The organism is Streptomyces sp. NPDC090798, assembly GCF_044768965.1.
GTDB lineage: Bacteria > Actinomycetota > Actinomycetes > Streptomycetales > Streptomycetaceae > Streptomyces.
Window position 1 is genome coordinate 432,296 of sequence record NZ_JBIVXA010000001.1, and the last position, 21,401, is coordinate 453,696.

Below are 21,401 nucleotides of genomic sequence, written 5' to 3' on the forward strand. Positions count from 1 at the left end.
CCGCGACCTCCGCTGTCAGCCTCGCCTGATGGTGATCGTCGTCCAGGCGCCGACGTGCACCTGGTCCCCGTCCTGGAGCGGGACCGGCACGAAGGGCTGGATCGGCTCCTCGCCGCCGTTGACCGTGGTGCCGTTGGTCGAGTTCTGGTCGACGACCGCCCAGCTGCCGTCCGGCTGCTGGACCAGGACCGCGTGCTGGTGCGAGACGCCCGGGTCCTCCGGGGGCACCGACAGGTCGATGTCGGGGGTGTCGCCGGTGGAGTGCCGGCGGCGGCCGATCGTCATCTGGTTGCCGGTGAGCGGGCGCTGCTGCTCCGGCGAGTACGCGGGCAGGTTCAGGCCCGCGGCCTCGGGGCCGGAGCGCTGCATCATCGCCATGAAGTACTCGCGGTCGGGACCGATCGTCGCGCTCCAGGACAGCGGCTGCCGCTGCTGCTGGTAGTCGGGACCGGGGCCGGGCGGGGCCTGGGTCGCGCCGGGCTGCGGATAGCCGTAGCCGCCGCCCTGACCCATACCGGGACCGCCGGGACCACCGGGGCGGCCGCCGGGACCACCCGGCCCGCCTGGCGAGTTGCCCGACGGCGGGGAGATCACCCAGTCGTCGTCACCGCCGCCGAAGGACGGGCCCCCGGACTGCGGACCGCCGGGCCCGGGCGGGCCCGGCTGCGGGAACGAGGGCGCGGACGGCTGCTGGGTGAAGGCCTGCGGGGCGCCGGGTCCACCGGGACCGCGGGGCGTGGGCCCGGGCGGCGGCGGAACCTGACGGGACGGGTCCGCACCGAAGCCACCGGGACCGGGACCAGGACCAGGACCCCCGAAGCCACCGGGACCAGCGCCAGGACCGCCGGGACCGCCCGGACCGGAAGGACCGCCCTGACGGGACGGGTCGCCGCGGAAGCCCGACGGATCCTGCCCGTAGGGCGGAATCGGTTCCGCGGGGCGGTTCATCTGCGAGGGCCGGGAGCTCTGGTAGTCGAACGGGTCGTGACCGGGACCGGTCGCGGGGCCGGGACCGCCCGGCTGCCCCTGCGGCGGCTGCTGGAAACGCAGCGCCGGATTGGGCATTCCGGGCGCGGGCGACTGCGGACGCGGCGCCGCCGGGGTGTACGAGGTCGCCGTGTTCGTCAGGAAGTTCCACCGGCACTCCTCGCAGAACGGCGCACCGCCCTCACGGGGCGTACGGCACTGCGGGCAGAGCTCCGGCTCGGGACTGGGCACCGCGGACAGGTGCGGGCGCCCACCGGGGGCGCCAGGGCCGCCGGGGCCCCCGGGACCGGAGGGCGGGGGCGAGCCGGGCGGCGGATAGCCGTAACCGGCGCCGGGCGGCGGCGGTGGAGGGGGCGGAGGCACGGCACCGGCCATGCGGTGACCGCAGACCTCGCACCAGTCGTCGGAACCCGACTGGTGTCCGTTCGGGCAGGTCGGCATGTCGGCGCTTCCCCCTCTCCTTTTCCGGCCGTTGTGACCGGATTTCTCCAGTTCCCCGCGGGAACCGGGCTCGCTACTTCTTTACACGAACAGTCTTTGTGGACCGTGTCTCAAGGGTCATTTCGTCAGCCTCTTCGACCCTTGCCTTCAATCGCACAGTACCTGCCGCGGCGTCGACCACGTCCACCACCTTCGCAAGCAGTTTCGCAGTATCGGCGTTGCCCGACACACTCGCGAGCTGAACGGCCCGGCCCAGCTTGGCCGTTGCCCCGTCGACATCTCCCGATTTGCGCAGATCCAGACCTTGTTGGATGACTTGCGCCAGTTCCGCCTGACCTGTGTAGTGTGCGACCTGGGCGTTGATCCTCGTCGAGGCCACCATGTCGTCGGTCCACACCGCCTTGACGAGCCCCTGGGCGCCGAGGTTGTGCACGCTTCCGTCGCCCTGCGGCACGACGAGCGAGACCCGGGCGGCCAGCATCTCCTGGCCCACTCCGGCCGAGGGGACCTCGACGCACACGTGGTAGTCGCGGGACTCGTCGCCCCAGGACCCGGTGGGGTAGTCGCCGGCGCGCGGGCCCGCCCCGGTGCGACGGCCGGTCAGCTCCTCGACCGTGGGGGCCACTTGCTTGACGAACTTGATCTCGGTGCCGACGGGCGTCCACAGGCGCAGCGCGACGTCCGCGACCTCCTTGCCCATGGCCGTCTCCATCATCTGTGTGAAGTCGGCGGACAGGGCGGCCGGGTCCGCGACGATGTCGGCGGTGCCGAGCAGCGCCGAGGCGATCCCGGTGACCTCCTTGACCTCCCAGTCCGTGCCCACTCCACGCGCGTCACAGGTGAAACGCCCGGCACAGGAGTCGAGGGCGGCCTTGAGGTCCTGCGGCGACTCGTGTTCGTTGCGGCCGTCGGTGAGCAGGATGCCGTGCCGGATCGACACCTCGGCCGAGGACAGCAGCCGGTCGGCGAGGCGCAGCCAGGTGCCGATCGCCGTACCGCCGCCCGCGCTCAGCCTGCGCAGTGCCTCCTTGGCCTGGCCGCGGGTCGCCGCGTCGGCCACCGCGAGGCGTCCGTTGCCGGGATAGACCTCCTTGGCGACGTGTGTGCCGCCGATCACCGCGAAGTGCACGCCGTCGTGCAGGGTGTCGATCGCGGCGGCCGTGGCCTCGCGGGCGCCCCGCATCTTGGTCGGCGGGTAGTCCATCGAGCCGGAACAGTCGACCATGATCGCCACGGCGGCGTCCGGGCCCCGGCCCGCCGCGTACAGGTGGGGCGCGCCGACCGCGCCTCCGACGGTGCCGCCGCCGGTGGCGCTCACCGTGACGATCGCGTTGACCTCGCGGCCGCCCTCGGGCAGGTACTCGTTCTGGTACACGTCGACCGAGAACTGTGGCACGTTCGACTTCGAGAAATTGGCCATGCCTTCTTCGTCCCCCTCAAGACCTCCGGCGGTTGACGGAGGCGATGACTGTATGCGGACCGGTCCCCTCCGGTCCGAGGCCGTCCCCGTGGGCACGGATTGCGCCTTTTCGCGGCCTCAGGCCGATCCTGCCCCCTGCGGCGGGGCCGGGAACGGCACGACGGCCACTGTTACGTTGTCGTGGCCCCCGCCGTCCAGGGCGTGACCCACCAGGACCTGGGCGCTGTGCAGGGGCCTTTCGGCGGCGTCCAGTGGCACGACCTCGGCCATCTCCTCGGCCGCCTCCGCGTAGTTCCACAGTCCGTCGGTGCACACCACCACCACACCCGGCCGGTCCGGCTTGAAAGAAGCGGTGTGCGGCTCCAGTTCGTACGCGTCCGCGCCGAGCCAGCCCGTGATGGCGTGGGCGCGCTCGTCGGCGTACGCCTGCGCCTCGCTCATCAGGCCCGCGGCGACCATCTGCGCGGCCCACGAGTCGTCCTCGGTGAGCCGGGCGGGGGGTGAACTCCGGTCGACGGGGACCCAGTAGGCACGGCTGTCGCCGACCCAGCCGACGATGAGCAGGGCGGGGGTGACGACGGCGCCGACGAGGGTGCAGGCGGGCGCGTTCTGGTGCGGGGCGTGCTCCTCGTGCGCGGGGGGCGCCTCGGCCAGCGAGTTGACGGCCTCGGAGGCCGCGAGGATCGCCTCGTGCATGGCCTGCTGCGGGTGGGTGCCGAGCGGCAGCGCCGTCAGCAGCGCCTCGGCCGCCGCCCGCGACGCGGCGAGCGAGGCCTCGTCGGGACGGGTCGCCGAGGAGACCCCGTCGCAGACGATCGCGACGACCGCGGGGGAGCCGTCCGGCAGCGCGGTCGAGGAGATCGCGAACGCGTCCTCGTTGCGATGGTGGCGCAGACCCCGGTCACTGACCGCGGCCACCGCACCCAACTCCTGCTCCATGTGGTCCCGTTCGCGCGGCTGGGCGTGTCCGCAGTTCTCGCAGTAGCCGTCGCTGTCCACCTGGCCGGAGCGGCAGGCGACGCACAGTTTGGTGCCCGCGGGGGGCGTCACGGGTGCGCCGAGGTCGGCGGTCCGCGGATCGACGACGGGCCCGGCGGGGGCCTCGCCCGGCGGGGCGAGCGGGTACTCGTCGGGCTCCGGGGGCCGGTCGAACCGTACGCCCGAAGGCTGCCCGCCCGCAGGCTGTGCGCCCGAGGGGTGGCCGCCCGGCCGCTGGGCCCCCGGGGACTCCGTGTCCGGGTGGGGGAGTTCGGAGCCGCCCGAGTCCGTGCCCCGGATGTCGGTCGCCCGGTGCACCGGCGCGGGCGTGTCGGAGCTCGCCGGCTCCGGCGCGAGGGGCCAGTCCAGGGACGCGGCGGCCTCGGAGGTGCGTGTCGACGAGCCGTTCATGGCGATCGTGGGGTGGTCCTGGGGCGGTTCGGGCACCGCCGACAGGTCGTACCCGCACGCACCGCAGAAACGGTCACCCGCCTCCAGGGGCTCCTCGCAACTGGGGCACCGCGAAAGGGCCGTCGGCTGGGGCATCTGGGACATCAATCACACCCACGTCCGGGGGCGGTAACGGTTGGCACGTTCCACCAGGTCGATCCTCTCCTCGCCGCCCTGCGCGAGGCGGGCCAGCGTGCGGTACGAACGCTCCAGTGCGAAACGCAGACCGCGCTCGTCCACCTCACTGCCGAGCAGCACCCGTCCGCCGCCGGAGTGCGGGGCGGAACTCTGGCTACCGGAGAGTACCCAGTCCAGGGCGCAGCCAAGGACTTCCGTCGACAACTGCTCGCGTCGCACCGCGTCCAGACCGTATCCGTCCAGAGCCTCGACCTGGCCCGCGGCGGCGGTCAGATCGTCCAGGAACGCCGCTGCCGCCGCCTCCTCGGCCAGCCGCTGCCGCAGCCGCGCCCGCACGGCCGCGACCCGCGCCGCCGTGTAGTGGATCGACGACTCCGGTACGGACTCCAGTGTGCGTACGGAGCCGCGGCGGTCGCCCGCCGCGAGCTGCACGCGGGCCAGGCCGAACGCCGAGCTGACATAGCTGGGGTCGGTCGTCCACACCAGGCGGTAGTACTCGGCCGCGTTGTCCAGCTGCCCGAGCACCTCCGCGCACAGGCCGAGGGCCAGCTTCGGCGCGGGCTCGCCCGGGAAGGCGTCGTAGATCGCGTCGAAGGACAGCGCCGCGGTCTCGTGCTCCCCGTTCGCCAGGGCCGCGACGCCCCGGTACCAGACCACCCGCCAGTCGTCGGGGTGGTCCGCCTCCAGCGCCTCCAGTGCCCTGCTCGCACTGGCCAGTTCGCCCATCTCCAGCCGGGCCCGCAGCTCGCGCAGGCGCAGCTCCAGAGAGCCGGTGGGCGCCGCGTGCAGCGCGGTGATCAGCTCCGCGGGCGCCGAGGCCATCAGGCCCGCGAGGAAACCGGCGTTGGGGTCACCCGGGTCGACCCGGGGGACCGGCAGCGCGAGCGCGGTCGCCGCGGCGTTCAGCGGCTTGACCAGAGCGGCCGGGACCGGAGCGGGGGCCAGGGGGAGCGGCGGGGTGCCGTTCACCCCTGCTCCGTTGGCGCCGGGGGGTGGCGCGGGCGCGCGCTTTCTCCCCCGCAGCGGCACCGCGCGTGCCCCCAGCCGTGACACGTCTCCGTCCAGCTTCCCGAACAACTCCGTGTCCGTGACCTTCAACTCCGGCCCGAACAGGGTGGACAGGGCCGGGCGCGCCCGCCCCGTCTGGAGGGACACGACCTCCCTGAGCACACCCGTCAGCTGCTCCGCCATCTCCTGCGCGGACGCGAACCGGCGTGCCGGATCGGGGTCGGTGGCGCGCACCAGGAGCCGGTAGAAGGACTCGTACGTCCGGAAGACCTCGATGTTGTCCGGGTCCGGCAGGGAGTCCACGAAGACGTTCGTGTACCCCTGGAAGTCGAAGGTCAGCACGGCCAGCGTGCGGGCGACCGTGTAGAGGTCACTCGCCACCGAGGGACCGACCTCGGCCACCTCCGGCGCCTGGTAGCCCACCGTGCCGTAGATGGCCGACTCGTCGTCGTCCATCCTGCGCACCGCGCCCATGTCGATCAGCTTGAGCTGGTCCTCGGTCTGGATCGCGTTGTCGACCTTGAAGTCGCAGTAGAGCAGATTGCGGCTGTGCAGATGGCCGAGCGCCTCCAGGGCCTCGATCCCGTACGCGCAGGCCTGCTCCACCGGCAGCGGATCGCGCTTCCCGTCCGCCGTCCGGCGCCCGTTGGCGATCTCCTTCAGCGACTTGCCGCCGACGTACTCCATGACGATGTACCCGTCCAGCGAACCCGTCCGCTGGTCCAGGTGCTCCACGAAGTTGTAGATCCGCACGATGTTGGCGTGCTCGATCTCCGCGAGGAAGCGCCGCTCGGAGATCGCCGCCGCCATCGCGTCCTGGTCGCCGGTGTCGAGCAGGCCCTTGAGGACCACCCAGCGGTCGGAGACCGCGCGGTCGACCGCGAGGTAGACCCAGCCGAGCCCGCCGTGCGCGAGACAGCCCACCACCTCGTACTGGCCGTGCACGATGTCGCCCGTGTGCAGCTTCGGCACGAACGAGTACGGGTGACCGCACTTGGTGCAGAACCCCTCGGTGCGCCCCACCCGCTCACCGCGCGAACGGCCCACCGGCGCCCCGCAGTCGGAGCGCGAGCAGAACCGCTTCCGCTCGGGCACCTCCGGGTTCTCCAGCACCATCGCGCGCGGGTCGGGCCGCGGCACGTCCGGCACCTGCACAAGCCCGACGCCGAGCCGGCCGCGGCCACTTGAGGCGGCGGTCGAGCCCGAGCTGCGCACCGACACCGAGCGGCCGGTCGCGTTGCCGGACAGCGAGCGCGACAGGCGTCCGGAGACCGAGCGCCGCGACTGGGAGGAGCGCGAGGACGTACGGGAACTGGAGCTGCGGGAACTCGCCCGCGAGCTGCTGCCGGAGCCGCGCGAGCTCTTGCCGCCCGCGGTGAGTCCGGTCGGGGGCGAGCCCACCATGCCGTTCCCCGCGACGACGGGTGCCAGACCGCACGTGTCGCAGTACAGCTCGCCGCCGCCCACGTCCTCGTACGACCCCGAGCACCCGGGCCGTTGGCACTTCTGCTGCTCACTCACACTGCATCACCTTCAACGCTCACGCGTGGGGCCCCCTACGGTCGGTGGGCCCGCCCTGTTCGGGCACCCGCGGGCTGAGCAGATCGACGGCGGCCCGCTGGTAGCGCAGCACCGCCTCCTCCGCCACCCGCAGATCGCAGGGCGCGCTCCACAGCATGCGCCGGGCCGCGTCGTAGCGCTCGACGAGGAACGGGTCCTCCGCGAGGCCGTGCCGGGCCACTTTCGCCTTGTACGCGTCGAGGCGGCCGCGCAGCTCCGCGCGGACCGCCAGCGGCGCGGTGACCGCGGTCAACGACTCGCGGGCGCGCAGCAGCTCGTCCTCGGCCTTCTCCTCCAGCGCTTCCAGGAGGGGCGAGAGACGGTGCCACTGGGCGTGTCTGCGGTACTCCGCGGCCGTCGCCAACTGCTCCTGCAGCACCGTCGGCGGCCCACTGACGGCCGGCACCTCGGACGCGGCGATCTTCGCCAGCACCTCACCGCGGGCGCTCCTCGCCTCCGCGAGCGTGCGGTCGGCGCGGCTGAGCACGTCCCGCAGCCGCACGAGACGGGCCTCCGCGTCCTGGCGGACGGTGAGCACCGCGTCGATCTCCCGGCGCACGTCCTCCAGGGCGCGCGCCTCGCGGTCGTACGTCGTCGTGTCGGGACGCCCGCCGCCGGGCGCCGAACTGCCCTTCGCGGGCACCCAGAAGGCCAGCGGGTCGGAGACGACCTGCTGACGCAGGGTGGTCAGCGTCCGGGTGATCCGCTCCAGGTCGTCGCCCGCCGGGTGCTCACCGGGGCGTACGCCCACGGAGTGCGCGAGCTGGCGGGTGCGCTGGAGCTCCGCGGCCAGTAAATCGATCCGGGCGGGCAGCGCGGACCAGACGGCGTCCGCTGCGACGACCATGTCGAGCGAGGACGCGTACAGCTCGTTCATCCGCTCCACCAGCGCGACCAGCGAGAACCGCTCGCTGAGCTTGCCGGTGCCGGCGAGTGTCGGCGCGTTCGCCGCGGCGGTGGTGGAGCCGGCGACCGTGATGCTCGCGCCGCGCAGCAGCTCGGTCAGCTCGACCAGGTCCTCACGGCTCGACCAGCGCCGCCGGGAACGGATGTCGCGGGCGGAGCGCAGCGCGTCCGTGTACGCGTCGAAGTACGCCCACAGCAGCGTGATCGACGCGTCCGCGGTCGACCAGCGCTCGTTGGTCGTGCCCGTGAGCTCGGCGCCTTCGAGGAGTCTGCGGCCCGCGTGGTCCTGCAGGGCGAGGAGCGAGGTCTCGATGGCCTCGTGCTCCGCGCCGAGCCGCGCCAGCGCACGGTCCACCTCGTCCCGGTCCATAACCGGCCCGGTGGGTCCCGTGACGCCCATCGATCACCTCTCGCTCTCGGTCGTGCCCGTCGCTTGCGTTCCCGCCGGCCGCGTCGTCCGCGCTGCCGTTACCCGGTGTCCGTTACTTGTAGTGCGCCGTCGGCGGAGTCGCCGACGGGGAGTCCGCCTTCAGGGTCGCGGACAGCCACTTGGTGTACGAGGCCTGCCAGCCGCCGCTCTTGCGGTAGTCCACGAGCACCTGGTTGACCCGGCGTACCAGATCGTCGGCGCCCAACTTCATCGCCACGCCGTAGTAGTCGTCGGTGAAGGTCTTGCCCTTCAGCTCGACCGTCGGGTCCTGCGCCGCCTGGCTGGCGGCGAGCGCGCCGTCGGTCACCACGGCGTCGACCTGACCGAGCTGCAGCCGTACCAGGCAGTCGAGTTGGTTGGGCACCGTGGTGGTGATGTCCGCGGAGGAGGCGAGCGTGCCCGCCTTCTTGTCGGCCGACAGTCTGTCGTACGCCGTCGAGCCCGCCGCCGAGCAGATACGCCGGCCCGCCAGCGTCTTGTCGTACCCCGTGATGCCCGAGGTCTTGGGGGCCAGTACCTGCTGTCCGGTCAGGAAGTAGGGGGCGGAGAAGGCCACGTCCTTGAGGCGGGAGCAGGTGATCGTCATGGTGCGCACCACCATGTCGACCTGACCGGACTTGATCGCGGGGATGCGCTGGTTGGTGGGGATGGCGTGGAAGCGGACGGCGTTCGGGTCGCCGAGGATGTCCTTCGCGATCTCGTGCGCGAGATCGATGTCGAAGCCCTCCAGGTCGCTGCTCTTCGCCGTGTTGTTCGGATCGCGGTAGCCCCAGCGGTAGCTGTTCTGGTCGACGCCGACCGACAGATAGCCGCGCTGCTTGATGGCCGTGATCGTCTTGCCGCTGTCGTCGGAGGACGGGGCGGGGCTCTGGTCCTGTGGGTCGGTGCACGTGTCGGCCCTCGCCTGGATGCCCTGGCCCACGCCCTGGCCGCCGGTGCCCGTGCTGCCGTCCCCGTGGGCGCTGCTCAGCGGCAGCAGCAGGGCGAAGACCGCGGTGACGACCAGGGCGAGGGCCATCGCTCCCACGCCGCCCCAGCCCTTCAGGCTCGCCCTCAGACGTCGTGCAGTCATCGCCATGCCCCCTTTCACCGCTTCCCCTCTCACCGGTACTCCGAAAGCCTGCGCCCGATGCCGAGCAGCGCGCCCGCCGCGGCCAGCACCGCGAGGACGGCCGCGCCCGCGGGGAGCCCGCTCATCGCGTCCCGGCCGTTGCCGGCCGCCTGCTTGAACTCACTCTCCTCGTGCGTCAGCGCCGCCGCGAGGTTGGTGTCCACGCCGTCGAAGCACTCACCGGTCGGCTTGTCGGCCGCCGAGCCGATCACCTTGTTCAAAGCGCCCTGGTAGTCGCCCGCGTCGTCGGCCGTGCGGGCCTCCTGGTGGCGGGACTTCCAGACCTTCATGTTGGCCGTCGCGGCTTCGACGGGCTTCTTGCCCGCCGTGTCGTCGGCGAGGCCCTCGGCCAGCGTCAGGCCCTTGGTGAGGGTCTTCATGTCCTGCTGGAAGTCGTAGTCGTAGAGGTCCATGACCTCCGTCGCGGACACCTGCTTGGTCTCCGCGCCCCGGCTGACCAGCGTCAGGTTCTCGTTGCCCCGCGCCTTCAGGGAGGCGATCCGGGCGTCGTGCAGCACGTTCAGCGAGCGGACCCCGTGGTCGTAGGAGGAGTTCAGTCCGGCCCGGGCCACGCTGTGCCCGACCACCAGCCAGAGCAGCACCACCGCGGAGGCGGCCGTGGCGGCGACCAGTCCCTGGTTCAACACCCGGTTCGTACGGTGGTAATGGCGTCGCTGGGCCCAGAAGAGCCCGCCGAGCGCGAGGACGCCGAGACCGATCGCGGCCCACGGGTAGGGCTTCGCGTCGGAGTAGTCGGCGCTCAGCCGGGCGTTCTCCCGCTTGTAGAGCTCCTCGGCCGCGGGGAGCATCTGCTGCTGCATCTTCTCGTTCGCGTACCGCAGATACGCGCCGCCGAGCGGATAGCCCTGCCGGTTGTTGGCGCGGGCCCGCTCGATCAGGCCCTTGTACTCCGGCAGCAGCTTGTTGAGCTTGGCGATCGTGTCCGTGGACGGCGATCCCGGGTCGGAGTTGGCGGCGGCGGTGATCAGCCCCTGCGCGGCCGTCCGGATGTCCTTCTCGTACCGGTCGCGGGTGTCCGCGCTCTCCTGGCCGCCCGCGAGGAAGCCGCTGGAGGCCGCGGTGTTGGCGTCCGCGAGCGAACGGTAGATGTCCGCGGCGCCGGCGCTCAGCGGCTGGCTGCTGTGCAGCACGTCGTCCGCCGCGCTGGAACGCTCCGTCATCTGCCAGGCGGTGACCGTGCCGAACGCGACGACCAGGAGGGCGAGGACGGCGCCGATGAGGCGCAGCCGGCCCGGTTCCGTCGTCGCCGCGGCGCGCAGGCGGTCCACGCCCTCCGCCCAGGCGGTGCGGCGTGCGGGGGCGGTGTCGGGCGTGGCGGGTCTGCCCGGTGGCGAGGGGGGCCCGGACCGCGGCGCCGTCGCTGTCGCCGTCACGCCGTACTGGCCCGCTGTCGCGCCGGACTGCGGCGGGACGGCCGGCATCGTGGGCGTGGCCGGCTGCCCCGGTGGCGCCGTGCCCTTCGGCGGCTGTGTCACTTGACCTCCCCCATGGTCATCCGTCGGTCACCTCCCCGCGTGCGCGGGAGCACGAAGAGAGGTGCACGGCCGCAAGTATCGCCGTCGGGACTGACATCCGCACAGGCCTTGACTCGATCTTGTTCGGATTGCAGCCCACCCTTCGTACAGCGGTGGCCCGTTCGGACGGCAGCGCGACCGCGGCGCTCCGCGCTGCCCCCCTGACCATGAATACGCGGCCGGTGTGTGTTCGGTTCCCTTTCGAATGCGCCGGTACGCGGGGTGTGTGCGAGGGGTGGCCTTTTCGGGTGCGGGTGCGTGGGGGCTGGTCGCGCAGTTCCCCGCGCCCCTAAAGGTCTGGGGCTGTCCGGCGTTTGATGGGGGCTGACGCTCAACCCCCCTCGTAGAAGGCCCGTACGCGGGTGTGGACCTCGGTGGGGGCGTGGACGTGGTCCAGGCCCAGGAGGGCGGCGCCCAGCACGGGGCGGGACGAGATCACGTGGGGAACCGCCTTCGGGGCCCGGGCCGACAGGAGTTCGCGGATCCGGTCGTCGAGTTGGGGATGGCGGGCGGCAAGGACACCGCCCCCCAGGAGGACGGGGGTCTCCTCGGCGAGGAGGTCGAGCCGGGTCAGAGCGACCGTGGCCATCGCGACGACCTCGTCGGCGAGCCGGTCCACGAGAGCGCGAGCGCATTCGTCGCCCTCCGCCGCCGTCGCGAACAGCACCGGTGTCAGTTCATGCCGGCGGTCGTGCTCGATGTGCTCCAGGTGCAGCGCCTCGATCAGGGCGTACATGGAGGACAGACCGAAGTGGGCCGGGAGGGTGTGGGACAGGGCCGTGGGGCCGCCCCGGCAGTCCTCCGCGCGGGCCGCGTGCCACAGGGCCTCCTCCGCCAGGCCCCAACCCCCGCCCCAGTCCCCGGAGATCCGGCCGAGCGCCGGGAAACGGGCGGTGCGGCCGTCGGGGCGCATGCCGACGCAGTTGATACCCGCGCCGCACACGACGGCGACCCCGCGCGGCTCCGCTATCCCGGCGCGCAGGATCGCGAACGTGTCGTTGCGCACCTCCACGCTCGTGCCCCACGCGCGCGCGTGCAGCGCGGCCGCCAACTGTTCCTCCTCCACGGGAAGATCGGCGTTGGCGAGGCAGGCCGAGACATGGGCCACGGAGTCGACGCCCGCCTCGGCGAAGGCGCGGGCGACGGCCTCGCCCACGGCATCCACGGCCGTGGCGACCCCGACCGTCGGCGGCCGGAATCCCCCGCCGCGCGCGGCCCCGATCACCCGCCCGTCCGAGGACACGACCGCGACGTCGGTCTTGCTGTTCCCCGCGTCGATGGCCAGGACCATGCCCGCGGGGTCGGATCCGGCGGCCGTCCCGGCGCCGGGTCCGGATGACGTCATGCCCACGCGAGGTGCTCCCGGTTGTGCGCGATCAGTTGGTCGGTGAGGGCGTCGGCGTACTCGTACTGGCCGATGAGGGGGTGGGCGAGGAGGGTCCGGAAGACCCGGTCGCGGCCGCCGCGCAGGGCGGCTTCCAGGGCCAGGTCCTCATAGGACGTCACGGCCGCCATCAGCCCCGCGTACAGGGGGTCGACCGGCAGGACCGGCAGTGGGGTCGGGCCGTGCGGACCGACGGCCGCCTGCACCTCGATCACGGCATCGTCCGGGAGGAAGGGCAAGGTGCCCTTGTTGTAGGTGTTGACCACCTGGTAGGGGCTGCCGCCCCCGCCGAGCAGCGCGGCGGCGAGGTCGACGGCCGCCTCGGAGTAGTACGCGCCGCCCCGCTTGGCGAGCAGCTCCGGCTTCTCGTCGAGCGCCGGATCGCCGTACATCTTCAGCAACTCCCGCTCCATCGCGGCGACCTCCGCCGCCCGTGACGGTTTCGTCCGCAGCTCTCGTACGACCTCGTCGTGCGCGTAGAAGTAGCGCAGGTAGTAGGAGGGGACCACGCCCAGACGGTCGACGAGGGTGCGCGGCAGGCGCAGGTCGTCGGCGATCGTGTCGCCGTGTTCGGCCAGCAGCTTCGGCAGGACGTTCTCGCCCTCGGGGCCGCCGAGGCGCACCCCGGTCTCCCAGCTGAGGTGGTTGAGGCCCACGTGGTCCAGATGGAGGTCCATGGGGGCGACCCCGAGCATTCCGGCGAACTTCCGCTGGAAGCCGATCGCCACGTTGCACAGCCCGACCGTCCTGTGGCCCGCCTGGAGCAGCGCGCGCGTCACGATCCCGACCGGGTTGGTGAAGTCGATGATCCAGGCGTCGGGGTTGGTACGGCGGACGCGCTCCGCGATGTCCAGCACCACCGGCACCGTGCGCAGCGCCTTCGCAAGACCGCCCGCGCCCGTCGTCTCCTGGCCGATGCACCCGCACTCCAGGGGCCAGGTCTCGTCCTGCTCGCGGGCCGCCTGGCCGCCGACGCGCAACTGGAGCAGGACCGCGTCGGCGCCCTCGACGCCCGCGTCCAGGTCGGAGGTCGTGACGATCCGGCCGGGGTGCTCCTGCTTGGCGAAGATGCGTCGCGCCAGGCCGCCCACCAGCTCGAGGCGGTCGGCGGCCGGGTCGACGAGGACCAGTTCCTCGACGGGCAGGGTGTCCCGCAACCGGGCGAAGCCGTCGATGAGTTCGGGTGTGTAGGTCGACCCTCCGCCGACCACGGTGAGTTTCATGTGTGTCAACCCTTCACTCCGGTGAGCGTGACGCCCTCGACGAATGCCTTCTGTGCGAAGAAGAACACGAGGATCACGGGGGCCATGACCAGCACGGTCGCGGCCATGGTGAGGTTCCAGTCGGTGTGGTGCGCGCCCTTGAACGACTCCAGTCCGTAGGAGAGGGTCCAGGCGCCGGGGTTCTCGGAGGCGTAGATCTGCGGGCCGAAGTAGTCGTTCCAGGCGTAGAAGAACTGGAAGAGGGCCACGGCGGCGATCCCCGGCTTCGCCATCGGCAGGACGACCTTGAGCAGGGTCCTCAGGTCCCCGCAGCCGTCGACCTTCGCCGCGTCGAGGTACTCGTTCGGGATGGTCATCAGGAACTGGCGGAGCAGGAAGATGGAGAACGCGTCGCCGAAGGCCATCGGGATGATCAGCGGCCACAGCGTGCCGGACAGGTCCAGTTGTTTCGCCCAAAAGAGGTACATCGGGATGATGACGACCTGCGGCGGCAGCATCATCATCGAGATGACCAGCATCAGTGACAGGTTCCGGCCCCGGAAGCGGAACTTGGCGAGGGCGTACGCGACGGGGATCGACGACACGACCGTCAAGGCGGTACCGGCACCGGCGTACAGCAGTGTGTTCTTCCACCAGGTGAGGAAGCCGGGGGTGTCGAAGACCTTCTTGTAGTTGCCCCACTCCCAGGTGTGCGGGATGAGATCGCGGCTGAGTGCCTGCGAGTCGCTCATCAGGGAGGTCAGGAAGACGAAGACGAAGGGGAGGACGAAGAAGAGGGCGGCGGCGACGCCGAGGGAGTGGATCGCGACCCACTCCAGGAGGGCCTTGCGGCGGGCGGTGCGCTCGGCGGGCGAGACCGGGGCCCGCAACTCCACGGGCTTGTCGAGTACTTGTGTCATGGGTGTCAGTCCCCTGCCTGGATGAGACCGCCCCGGCGCCGCATCAGGAACGCGGTGAACACCATGGACAGGGCGAAGAGCACGAGCGCGACCACACAGGCGGAGCCGTAGTCGAAGCGCTGGAAGCCGAGGTTGTAGACGAGCTGCGGCAGGGTGAGCGTCGACTTGTCGGGGTAGCCGGGTTCGAACTGCGTACCGGCGCCCTGGATGACGCCCGACGCGACCTTCCCGGCGATCAGTGGCTGGGTGTAGTACTGCATGGTCTGGATCACTCCGGTGACCACGGAGAACATCACGATCGGCGAGATGTTCGGCAGCGTGACGTACCGGAACCGCTGCCAGGCCGAGGCGCCGTCCAGCTCCGCCGCCTCGTACTGCTCCGTCGGTACGTCGAGCAGCGCGGCCATGAAGATGACCATCAGGTCGCCGATGCCCCACAGGGCCAGCAGGGTGAGGGCCGGCTTGGACCAGCTGGGGTCGTTGAACCAGCCGGGGGCCGGGATGCCGACCTTCTCCAGGACCGAGTTGACCGGTCCCGTACCGGGGTTGAGGAGGAAGGCGAAGGCCATCGTCGCGGCGACGGGCGGGGCGAGGTAGGGGAGGTAGAAGAGGGTGCGGAAGACACCCGTGCCCGTCTTGATCTTCGTGATCAGCAGGCCCACGCCTAGTCCGAAGACGACCCGCAGGGTGACCATGACCAGCACCAGCCACAGGGTGTTGCGCAGCGCGGGCCAGAACAGCGGGTAGTGCTCGAAGACGTAGGTCCAGTTCTTCGTCCCGCTCCACGTCGGCGGTTTGAAGCCGTCGTAGTGCATGAACGAGAAATAGACGGTCGAGATCAGCGGATAGGCGAAGAAGACCGCGAAGCCGATCAGCCACGGCGACATGAAGGCGAGGGTGCGCAGCGCCGATCGGCGCCGCTTCGAGGCCAGTGTGACGGTGCTCATGTCCGTGCCCGTCTGCTACTTCGCCTGCGCGATGTCCGTGTCGATCTGCGCGGCGGTCTTTTGCAGACCCGCCTTCAGATCCTTCGCCTTGCCGCTCTCGTAGTCGTATCCGAACTGCTGGATCGTCACGAGGTAGGTGCCGCCGTTGATGGACGCGGGAGTCGTCGTCGAGTTCGGGTTCGACGCGATGTCCAGGAACGTCTTGAAACGCGGGTCGTACTTCAGCTTCGGCGACTTGAGCGCGGCCAGTGTGGAGGGCACATTGTGAATGGCGTTGGCGAAACCGACCACCGCGTCCGTGTCCGTGGTCATGTATTTGACCAGTTCCCAGGCCGCGTTCTGCTTCTTGCTGGTGGCCGCGATGCCCGCGATGGTGCCGGTGATGTAGCCCTTGCCGTACTGGTCGGCCTGGTCGTCGGGAACGGGCAGCGGGGCGACGCCGATCTCGAAGTCCGGCTTGGCGTCCTCGGCCATGCCGAGCCGCCATTCGCCGTCCAGCTGCATGGCGACCTGGCCGGTGTGGAAGGGGTGCTTGGGGCCCCATTCGTCACCGAGCTTGGAGCGGTACTTCTCCAGCTTCTGGTAGCCGCCGAGTTCGTCGACGAGCTTCTTCTGGAGGGTGAATCCGGCGGTGAACGCGGGGTCCTTGGCGAGGTTCGACTTGCCGCTGCTGTCGAAGTACGTCGGGGAGAACTGGCCGAAGTAGTGCTCGGTGGTGGACTCCCAGCCGTGGTAGTTCGGCATGAAGCCCAACTGGGAGTAGGAGTCGCCCTGGGAGACGGTGAGCTTCTTCGCGTCCGCCTCGAATTCGGACCAGGTCTTCGGGGGGCCGGCGATCCCGGCCTTCTTGAATTCGTTCTTGTTGTAGTAGAGGCCGTACGCGTCACCGAGCAGCGGCACCGTACAGCGGTTGCCGTCGAACTGGGTGTACTCGTTCATCGCCTTCGGGAAGGTCGTCGCCGGGTCGATTCCCGCCTTCTTGAAGAAGGGGCTGAGATCGACCAGCGCACCGGAGGAACAGAACTTGCCCACGTTGTTGGTGGTGAACGAGGAGATCACGTCGGGAGCCTTGTCACCGCCGGAGCGCAGGGCCTGGTTGATCTTGTCGTCGGTCACGTTGGCGACGATGTTGACGTGGATGTTGGGGTGCGTCTTCTCGAAGCCCGCGACCAGGGCCTTCACGCCCGCGATCTCTCCGGGCGCGCTCCAGGCGTGCCAGAAGTTGATCGTCGTGTCCTTGGAGGCGTCGTCGCTCGCGCCCGAGGACGACTGGCCGGTACAGGCGGTGGTGAGGAGGGCGAGCGAGGCGGAAGCGGCGAGAGCAGTGGCGACTTTCCTGGATATTCCGGGCATGACGGGGTCTCCCTAGGGCAGGGCGGCGGTGGTGGTGTTCGCGGGACGGTTCGCGGGACGGGGAAGTCGGTCGAGGGGTGGGGCTCAGCGGGAGGTGTCGAAGACCTCGTCGCGGGTGGCCGCCAGCGCGCTCTCCAACGCGCCGCGCAGCACGGGGTGTTCGTGTACGTCGCCGACCACGAGGCGCGGTCGGGAGGCGGCCAGCTCCTCCAGCTCGGCCTGCACCAGGGTGCGCAGTGGTTCGCCGCCGGCGGTGAGCGAGGCGCCGCTGAGCACGACGAGTTCGGGGTCGAGCACGGAGACGAGTGAGGCGAGACCGGTGGCGAGACCGGTCGCGTACGTCTCCAGGAGCCGCAGGTGTGGCCCCTCGTTGATGCGGGCGGCCTGTGCGACGAGGGCGGCGGCGACCTCGGCGTAGGGCCCGGTCGGCACCGGCTGGATGCCCAGCTCGCGGGCGAGCTGGGGAATGGCCTGGGAGCCGGCCAGCTCCTGGTAGCCACCGCTGTTGGCCTTGGTTACCTGGCGTACCAGGGGTGCGCCGGGCACGGGCAGGAAGCCGACCTCGCCCGCGCCGCCGGTCCAGCCGCGGTGCAGCCGCCCGCCGAGGACGAGGGCGGCGCCGAGGCCGCCCTCGTTCCACAGCAGTACGAAGTCCTCGTGTCCCCGCGCCGCCCCGAGCCGCTGCTCGGCGATGGCCACCAGGTTGACGTCGTTCTCGTACTCGACGGGCATCGGCAGCGCGGCCGCGAGCTCGTCGAGGAGGCTGGGGGAGTGCCAGCCGGGCAGGTGGGAGGCGTACCGCAGGCGGCCGGTGTTGGGGTCGAAGGCGCCGGGTGTGCCGATGACGAGCCGGTGGACGTCGCCGCGGGCCAGCCCCGCCGCCTTCACCGCGCCGTCGAGGGCGTCGGTGACCTGCCGTACGACGGGCTGCGCGGGGCGCCGGCCCGGGGTGGGCAGCTCGTACTCGCCCACGGTGCGGCCGGTGACATCGGCGACGGCGGCGAGGATGCGCTCGGGCGTGACGTCCAGGCCCGCCGCGTGGGCGGCCCTCGGATCGACTGCGTACAACTGGGCGTTGGGACCGGGCCGCCCCTCGCTCGTGCCGGTGGCCAGCACGAGTCCGGCGGCCTCCAGCCGGGCGAGGAGCTGGGAGGCGGTGGGCTTGGACAGCCCGGTCAGCTTCCCGATCCTGGTCCGTGAGAGCGGTCCGTGCGCGAGCAGCAGATCGAGGGCGGCGCGGTCGTTCATGGCGCGCAGGACGCGCGGGGTGCCCGGCGTACCGGCGGATCCTGCCATGTTTGTCGACACCTGCCTTTCAACTGCCCAGTCGCTCAGCTTCCCAGGGTGGCCACGGGGAAGTCCACTGCAAGATCATTGTTAGGAAAGTTTCCTATTGGTGGGAGGAAGGTAGGCCGCGGGCCCTGGGGCCGTCAATGGCGGGCGCCGTCGGGCAATCAACTCGTTACCTGGATGGGGTGGTGGAACCGGTCATCTCTTGGGGGCCTGTTTCGTGGGAGTTCCTTGGGGTTCATGGTGTGTGATGTGCAATCCCATGACTGGCGCTTGGCGTGACGAGCTCGGCTCAACCGGCGCGGCGAGCGGTCGCGGAAGGGAAGGCGCGCCGCGTACGGGCGAACTGGCCGTCGGCGCCACCCGCGGCGCCGTCACCCAGCGGCGCGGCGATCCTTACGGTGCCCCTCGCGGCAAACTCACGCCCGAGAACGGAAAGTGGCCCGGGGAAACGGGTCCGCGTACGCGAGCGACACCCCCGTCCCTCTGTCCGATCCCTCCGGCCTGTACGAATGCCGCAACGGCCGTTCGATGAACTACGACGTCCACGGCAACGCCCGGGGCGACGGAGCCTGGTGCCCCAGCGCCAACGACCCCTACTGCCCCGGTGGCAGCTCAGAGGTGGGCCAGGCGGCCCAGGCTGTCGGGGAGGCCGAGGCCCAGCACTCCCGGGCCCAGCAGCAGGTCAGCTCGGCGGCCAAGGTGCTGGTCGAGACCGTCAAGGACATCCTCGGCGTCAACGCCGCGATGGACTGCGACCTCTTCGGCGGCCTCAAGGAGGGGCCGAAGAGAAGTGAGGCAGCCAAGTGGTGCGCGCTCGTGCCGCTGGTTCCCGGCGGGCGTATGAAACGCACCCCGCAGCGAACGAGTCCGCCTGCTGCGGGGGCCGGATGAGGCCTGGGGACTGCCTCGGGCCCGTCTACTTCACGTCGACGTAGTCGCCCGTGGTCGCGGCACCCGTGGTGGTCGTGCCCGCGAAGCTGTAGCGGTACGAACCGTCGGCTGAGGCCTTGATCGTGGTGGTCAGGGCGCCCTTGGAGCCGGAGGTCACCGTCTTGACCGTCTTGTAGGCGGTGGCGCCCCTGGCCTTGAACTGGAGGGCGACCGATGGCGTAGGACGCACCGGACGCCGTACCACGACAGCTCAGCCACGAGCACTCCCGGACGCCGGCCCGGCGACCCCGGCTGTCTGACACACCGCGAGCTGCCTCAGCCCTCCAGGAACGGAGCCGTCTCAAGGATCGGGGAGCACCGGTACGCCGTACGACCTGGGGAACGGCGTGAGCGTTCACTCGAGCGAGCGTGCTGAACCGTTACGACGGTCAAGGTGTCGTACAGGCGAGGGGCGGCTCCCGGAACACCCGGGAGCCGGCCCCTCTCACGTACGGCCGCGGCCTACTTCGGCGTGGTCGACGGAGCCGAGGCGGGGGCCGGGATGGGGGCGGTCGCCTCCGACTGGGGGGAGGCCGGGTTGCCGAGGACCGACGGGGCCGCCACCGCGGCGGTCGGGTCGATGGGCTCCTCCTCCGGGGGCACCGTGGCGCCCCCGACGATGCGGATGTCCGCGGCGTCGAAGGCGCGCTTGACGCGCCAGCGGAGTTCGCGTTCGACGGAGAGGGACTTGCCGGGCATGGTCTTCGCCGAGAGGCGGACGACCATCGAGTCGAGCAGGACGCTGTCCAGGCCGAGGACCTCGATCGGGCCCCACAGGCGCTCGTTCCAGGGCTCTTCCTTGGTCATCGCCTCGGCGACCTCGTTCAGGACGGACTGGACGTGGTCCAGGTCCTCCGAGGAGCGGACCGTGACGTCGACGCCGGCCGTGGCCCAGCCCTGGGAGAGGTTGCCGATGCGCTTGACCTCGCCGTTGCGGACGTACCAGATCTCGCCGTTGTCGCCGCGCAGCTTCGTCACGCGCAGGCCCACCTCTATGACCTCGCCGGAGGCGACCCCCGCGTCGATCGTGTCGCCGACGCCGTACTGGTCCTCGAGGATCATGAAGACGCCGGAGAGGAAGTCCGTGACCAGGTTGCGGGCGCCGAAACCGATCGCCACACCCGCGACACCGGCGGAGGCGAGCAGCGGGGCCAGGTTGATCTGGAACGTGCCCAGAATCATCAGCGCGGCGGTGCCCATGATCAGGAAGGACGCGACCGAGCGAAGGACCGAGCCGATCGCCTGCGAGCGCTGCCTGCGGCGCTCGACGTTCACCAGCAGGCCGCCCAGGGCCGTGCCGTCGACCGCCTGGACCGTGCGGGTCATGCGATCTATGAGCTTGGTGATAGCCCGCCGCACCACCACTCTCAGTACCCCTGCGATCACCAGGATCAACAGGACGCGCAGACCGATCGCCAGCCACGTGGACCAGTTCTGCTCGACCCAGCTGGCGGCGTTGGTCGCGCTCTGCTGGGCGTCCTGAAGCGTGGCGGTCGTCGGGTCCGTCGTCGCCGAGGGGGACGGCGACGGGGTGGACCCCGAAGCCAACAGGGCGGTCAAGAACACGGCAGGTACCTCCAGGGCGTAGCGGTCCGCCCGCGGCTCGGGGACATGTGAGGGCAGCGGCGGGCAGAACCACCACACTAACGGGGCATCGTGTGTGGATCGTTGCAATGTTCGGGGGAGAGACCGTACTCACCTGGGGATGAAAGAGGGTGTGGTCGAAAACACTCCCAGCCCGTTACCGGGACATGGTGGCGCTTCCACCAGGCAAGAGGGGAGACTGACTGCAGATCGTCCCGGCGCGAGCCACGCGCCGCCGGCGTACAAGGAGGCATCCGTGCCGCATGTCCTGGTCCTCAACGCGTCGTACGAGCCACTCGGCGTCGTACCGCTCCGCCGCGCGCTCGTCCTCGTCCTCGAGAACAAGGCCATCTGCCTCGAGGAATCCGGCGCCTTTATGCACAGTGCAACCGTTACTGTCCCCGCACCCAGCGTGGTCCGGCTGAAGAGGTTCGTACGGGTCCCTTACCGGGGGCCCGTTCCGCTGACCCGTCGGGCACTGTTCGCCCGCGACGGCGGCCGGTGCATGTACTGCGGTGGCGTCGCAACCAGCGTCGACCACGTCATCCCGCGCTCCCGCGGAGGTCAGCACGCCTGGGACAACGTGGTGGCGTCATGCCGCCGCTGCAACCACACCAAGGCCGACCGCCACCTGGTCGAGATCGGCTGGCGCCTGCGCCACAAACCCGCCCCGCCGACGGGGCTCGCCTGGCGCATCATCGGAACGGGGCATAGGGACCCGCGCTGGCTGCCCTACCTGCAGCCGTACGGCGCGGAGGATGCGATGGCCCGGATCGACGGCATTTCCGCCTGACGATCCGGGCCTTTGTGTTCCCCCGGCCCCG

The 21,401-nt window shown here is 71.0% G+C and carries 16 protein-coding genes and 1 pseudogene; 2 read left to right on the forward strand and 15 right to left on the reverse strand.

Annotation, left to right across the window (positions count from 1 at the left end):
• Positions 1 to 15: 15 nt before the first annotated feature.
• From ACIQTP_RS01855 to ACIQTP_RS01915, 13 genes are all read right to left on the reverse strand, one after another.
• On the reverse strand, positions 16 to 1,428 hold the full coding sequence (locus ACIQTP_RS01855; protein WP_403395280.1) for an FHA domain-containing protein: 1,413 nt from the start codon (positions 1,426 to 1,428) through the stop codon (positions 16 to 18).
• A 73-nt stretch (positions 1,429 to 1,501) separates the two neighbouring features.
• Positions 1,502 to 2,848, reverse strand: a complete 1,347-nt coding sequence (locus tag ACIQTP_RS01860) for a VWA domain-containing protein (RefSeq protein WP_403395282.1) — start codon at positions 2,846 to 2,848, stop codon at positions 1,502 to 1,504.
• A gap of 117 nt (positions 2,849 to 2,965) precedes the next feature.
• Complete coding sequence (locus ACIQTP_RS01865; protein WP_403395284.1) at positions 2,966 to 4,384, reverse strand: protein phosphatase 2C domain-containing protein; 1,419 nt, start codon at positions 4,382 to 4,384, stop codon at positions 2,966 to 2,968.
• Positions 4,385 to 6,943: a tetratricopeptide repeat protein gene (locus ACIQTP_RS01870; protein ID WP_403395286.1), complete on the reverse strand. Its 2,559-nt coding sequence runs from the start codon at positions 6,941 to 6,943 to the stop codon at positions 4,385 to 4,387. It abuts the gene before it with no gap.
• A 19-nt stretch (positions 6,944 to 6,962) separates the two neighbouring features.
• Entirely contained in the window at positions 6,963 to 8,288 is a 1,326-nt protein-coding gene (locus ACIQTP_RS01875) for a hypothetical protein (protein ID WP_403395288.1), read from the reverse strand.
• A gap of 82 nt (positions 8,289 to 8,370) precedes the next feature.
• On the reverse strand, positions 8,371 to 9,390 hold the full coding sequence (locus ACIQTP_RS01880) for a glutamate ABC transporter substrate-binding protein (RefSeq protein ID WP_403395289.1): 1,020 nt from the start codon (positions 9,388 to 9,390) through the stop codon (positions 8,371 to 8,373).
• 29 nt (positions 9,391 to 9,419) lie between these two features.
• Positions 9,420 to 10,871, reverse strand: coding sequence for a hypothetical protein (locus ACIQTP_RS01885; protein ID WP_403396069.1), 1,452 nt, complete (start codon positions 10,869 to 10,871; stop codon positions 9,420 to 9,422).
• Positions 10,872 to 11,295: 424 nt separating this feature from the next.
• Positions 11,296 to 12,309, reverse strand: a complete 1,014-nt coding sequence (locus ACIQTP_RS01890; protein WP_403395291.1) for an N-acetylglucosamine kinase — start codon at positions 12,307 to 12,309, stop codon at positions 11,296 to 11,298.
• Positions 12,306 to 13,571, reverse strand: a complete 1,266-nt coding sequence (locus ACIQTP_RS01895) for a 6-phospho-beta-glucosidase (RefSeq protein WP_403395293.1) — start codon at positions 13,569 to 13,571, stop codon at positions 12,306 to 12,308. Before ACIQTP_RS01895 ends, ACIQTP_RS01890 begins: the two co-directional genes overlap by 4 nt.
• A gap of 5 nt (positions 13,572 to 13,576) precedes the next feature.
• Positions 13,577 to 14,470 (reverse strand): carbohydrate ABC transporter permease, encoded by an 894-nt coding sequence (locus ACIQTP_RS01900; RefSeq protein WP_403395294.1) that lies wholly within the window; start codon positions 14,468 to 14,470, stop codon positions 13,577 to 13,579.
• Between the two features lie 5 nt (positions 14,471 to 14,475).
• Positions 14,476 to 15,417, reverse strand: a complete 942-nt coding sequence (locus ACIQTP_RS01905; protein WP_402051657.1) for a carbohydrate ABC transporter permease — start codon at positions 15,415 to 15,417, stop codon at positions 14,476 to 14,478.
• Between the two features lie 15 nt (positions 15,418 to 15,432).
• Complete coding sequence (locus ACIQTP_RS01910) at positions 15,433 to 16,770, reverse strand: ABC transporter substrate-binding protein (RefSeq protein ID WP_403395296.1); 1,338 nt, start codon at positions 16,768 to 16,770, stop codon at positions 15,433 to 15,435.
• A gap of 84 nt (positions 16,771 to 16,854) precedes the next feature.
• Positions 16,855 to 18,066 (reverse strand): ROK family transcriptional regulator, encoded by a 1,212-nt coding sequence (locus ACIQTP_RS01915; RefSeq protein WP_403395298.1) that lies wholly within the window; start codon positions 18,064 to 18,066, stop codon positions 16,855 to 16,857.
• A 432-nt stretch (positions 18,067 to 18,498) separates the two neighbouring features.
• Between ACIQTP_RS01915 and ACIQTP_RS01920 the strand changes: the two genes are divergently transcribed.
• Positions 18,499 to 18,954 carry a hypothetical protein gene (locus ACIQTP_RS01920; RefSeq protein WP_403395299.1) on the forward strand — a complete coding sequence of 152 codons (456 nt, stop codon included), beginning with the start codon at positions 18,499 to 18,501 and terminating at the stop codon, positions 18,952 to 18,954.
• A 25-nt stretch (positions 18,955 to 18,979) separates the two neighbouring features.
• Here ACIQTP_RS01920 and ACIQTP_RS01925 read toward each other — a convergent pair.
• Both ACIQTP_RS01925 and ACIQTP_RS01930 read right to left on the reverse strand, forming a co-directional pair.
• Positions 18,980 to 19,165 (reverse strand): annotated as a pseudogene (locus tag ACIQTP_RS01925) (hypothetical protein); the annotation flags it as partial.
• 290 nt (positions 19,166 to 19,455) lie between these two features.
• Positions 19,456 to 20,574 (reverse strand): mechanosensitive ion channel family protein, encoded by a 1,119-nt coding sequence (locus tag ACIQTP_RS01930; RefSeq protein WP_403396071.1) that lies wholly within the window; start codon positions 20,572 to 20,574, stop codon positions 19,456 to 19,458.
• A 259-nt stretch (positions 20,575 to 20,833) separates the two neighbouring features.
• Between ACIQTP_RS01930 and ACIQTP_RS01935 the strand changes: the two genes are divergently transcribed.
• A complete protein-coding gene (locus tag ACIQTP_RS01935; protein WP_067370302.1) occupies positions 20,834 to 21,370 on the forward strand; it encodes an HNH endonuclease in 537 nt (178 codons plus the stop codon).
• Positions 21,371 to 21,401 lie beyond the last annotated feature (31 nt).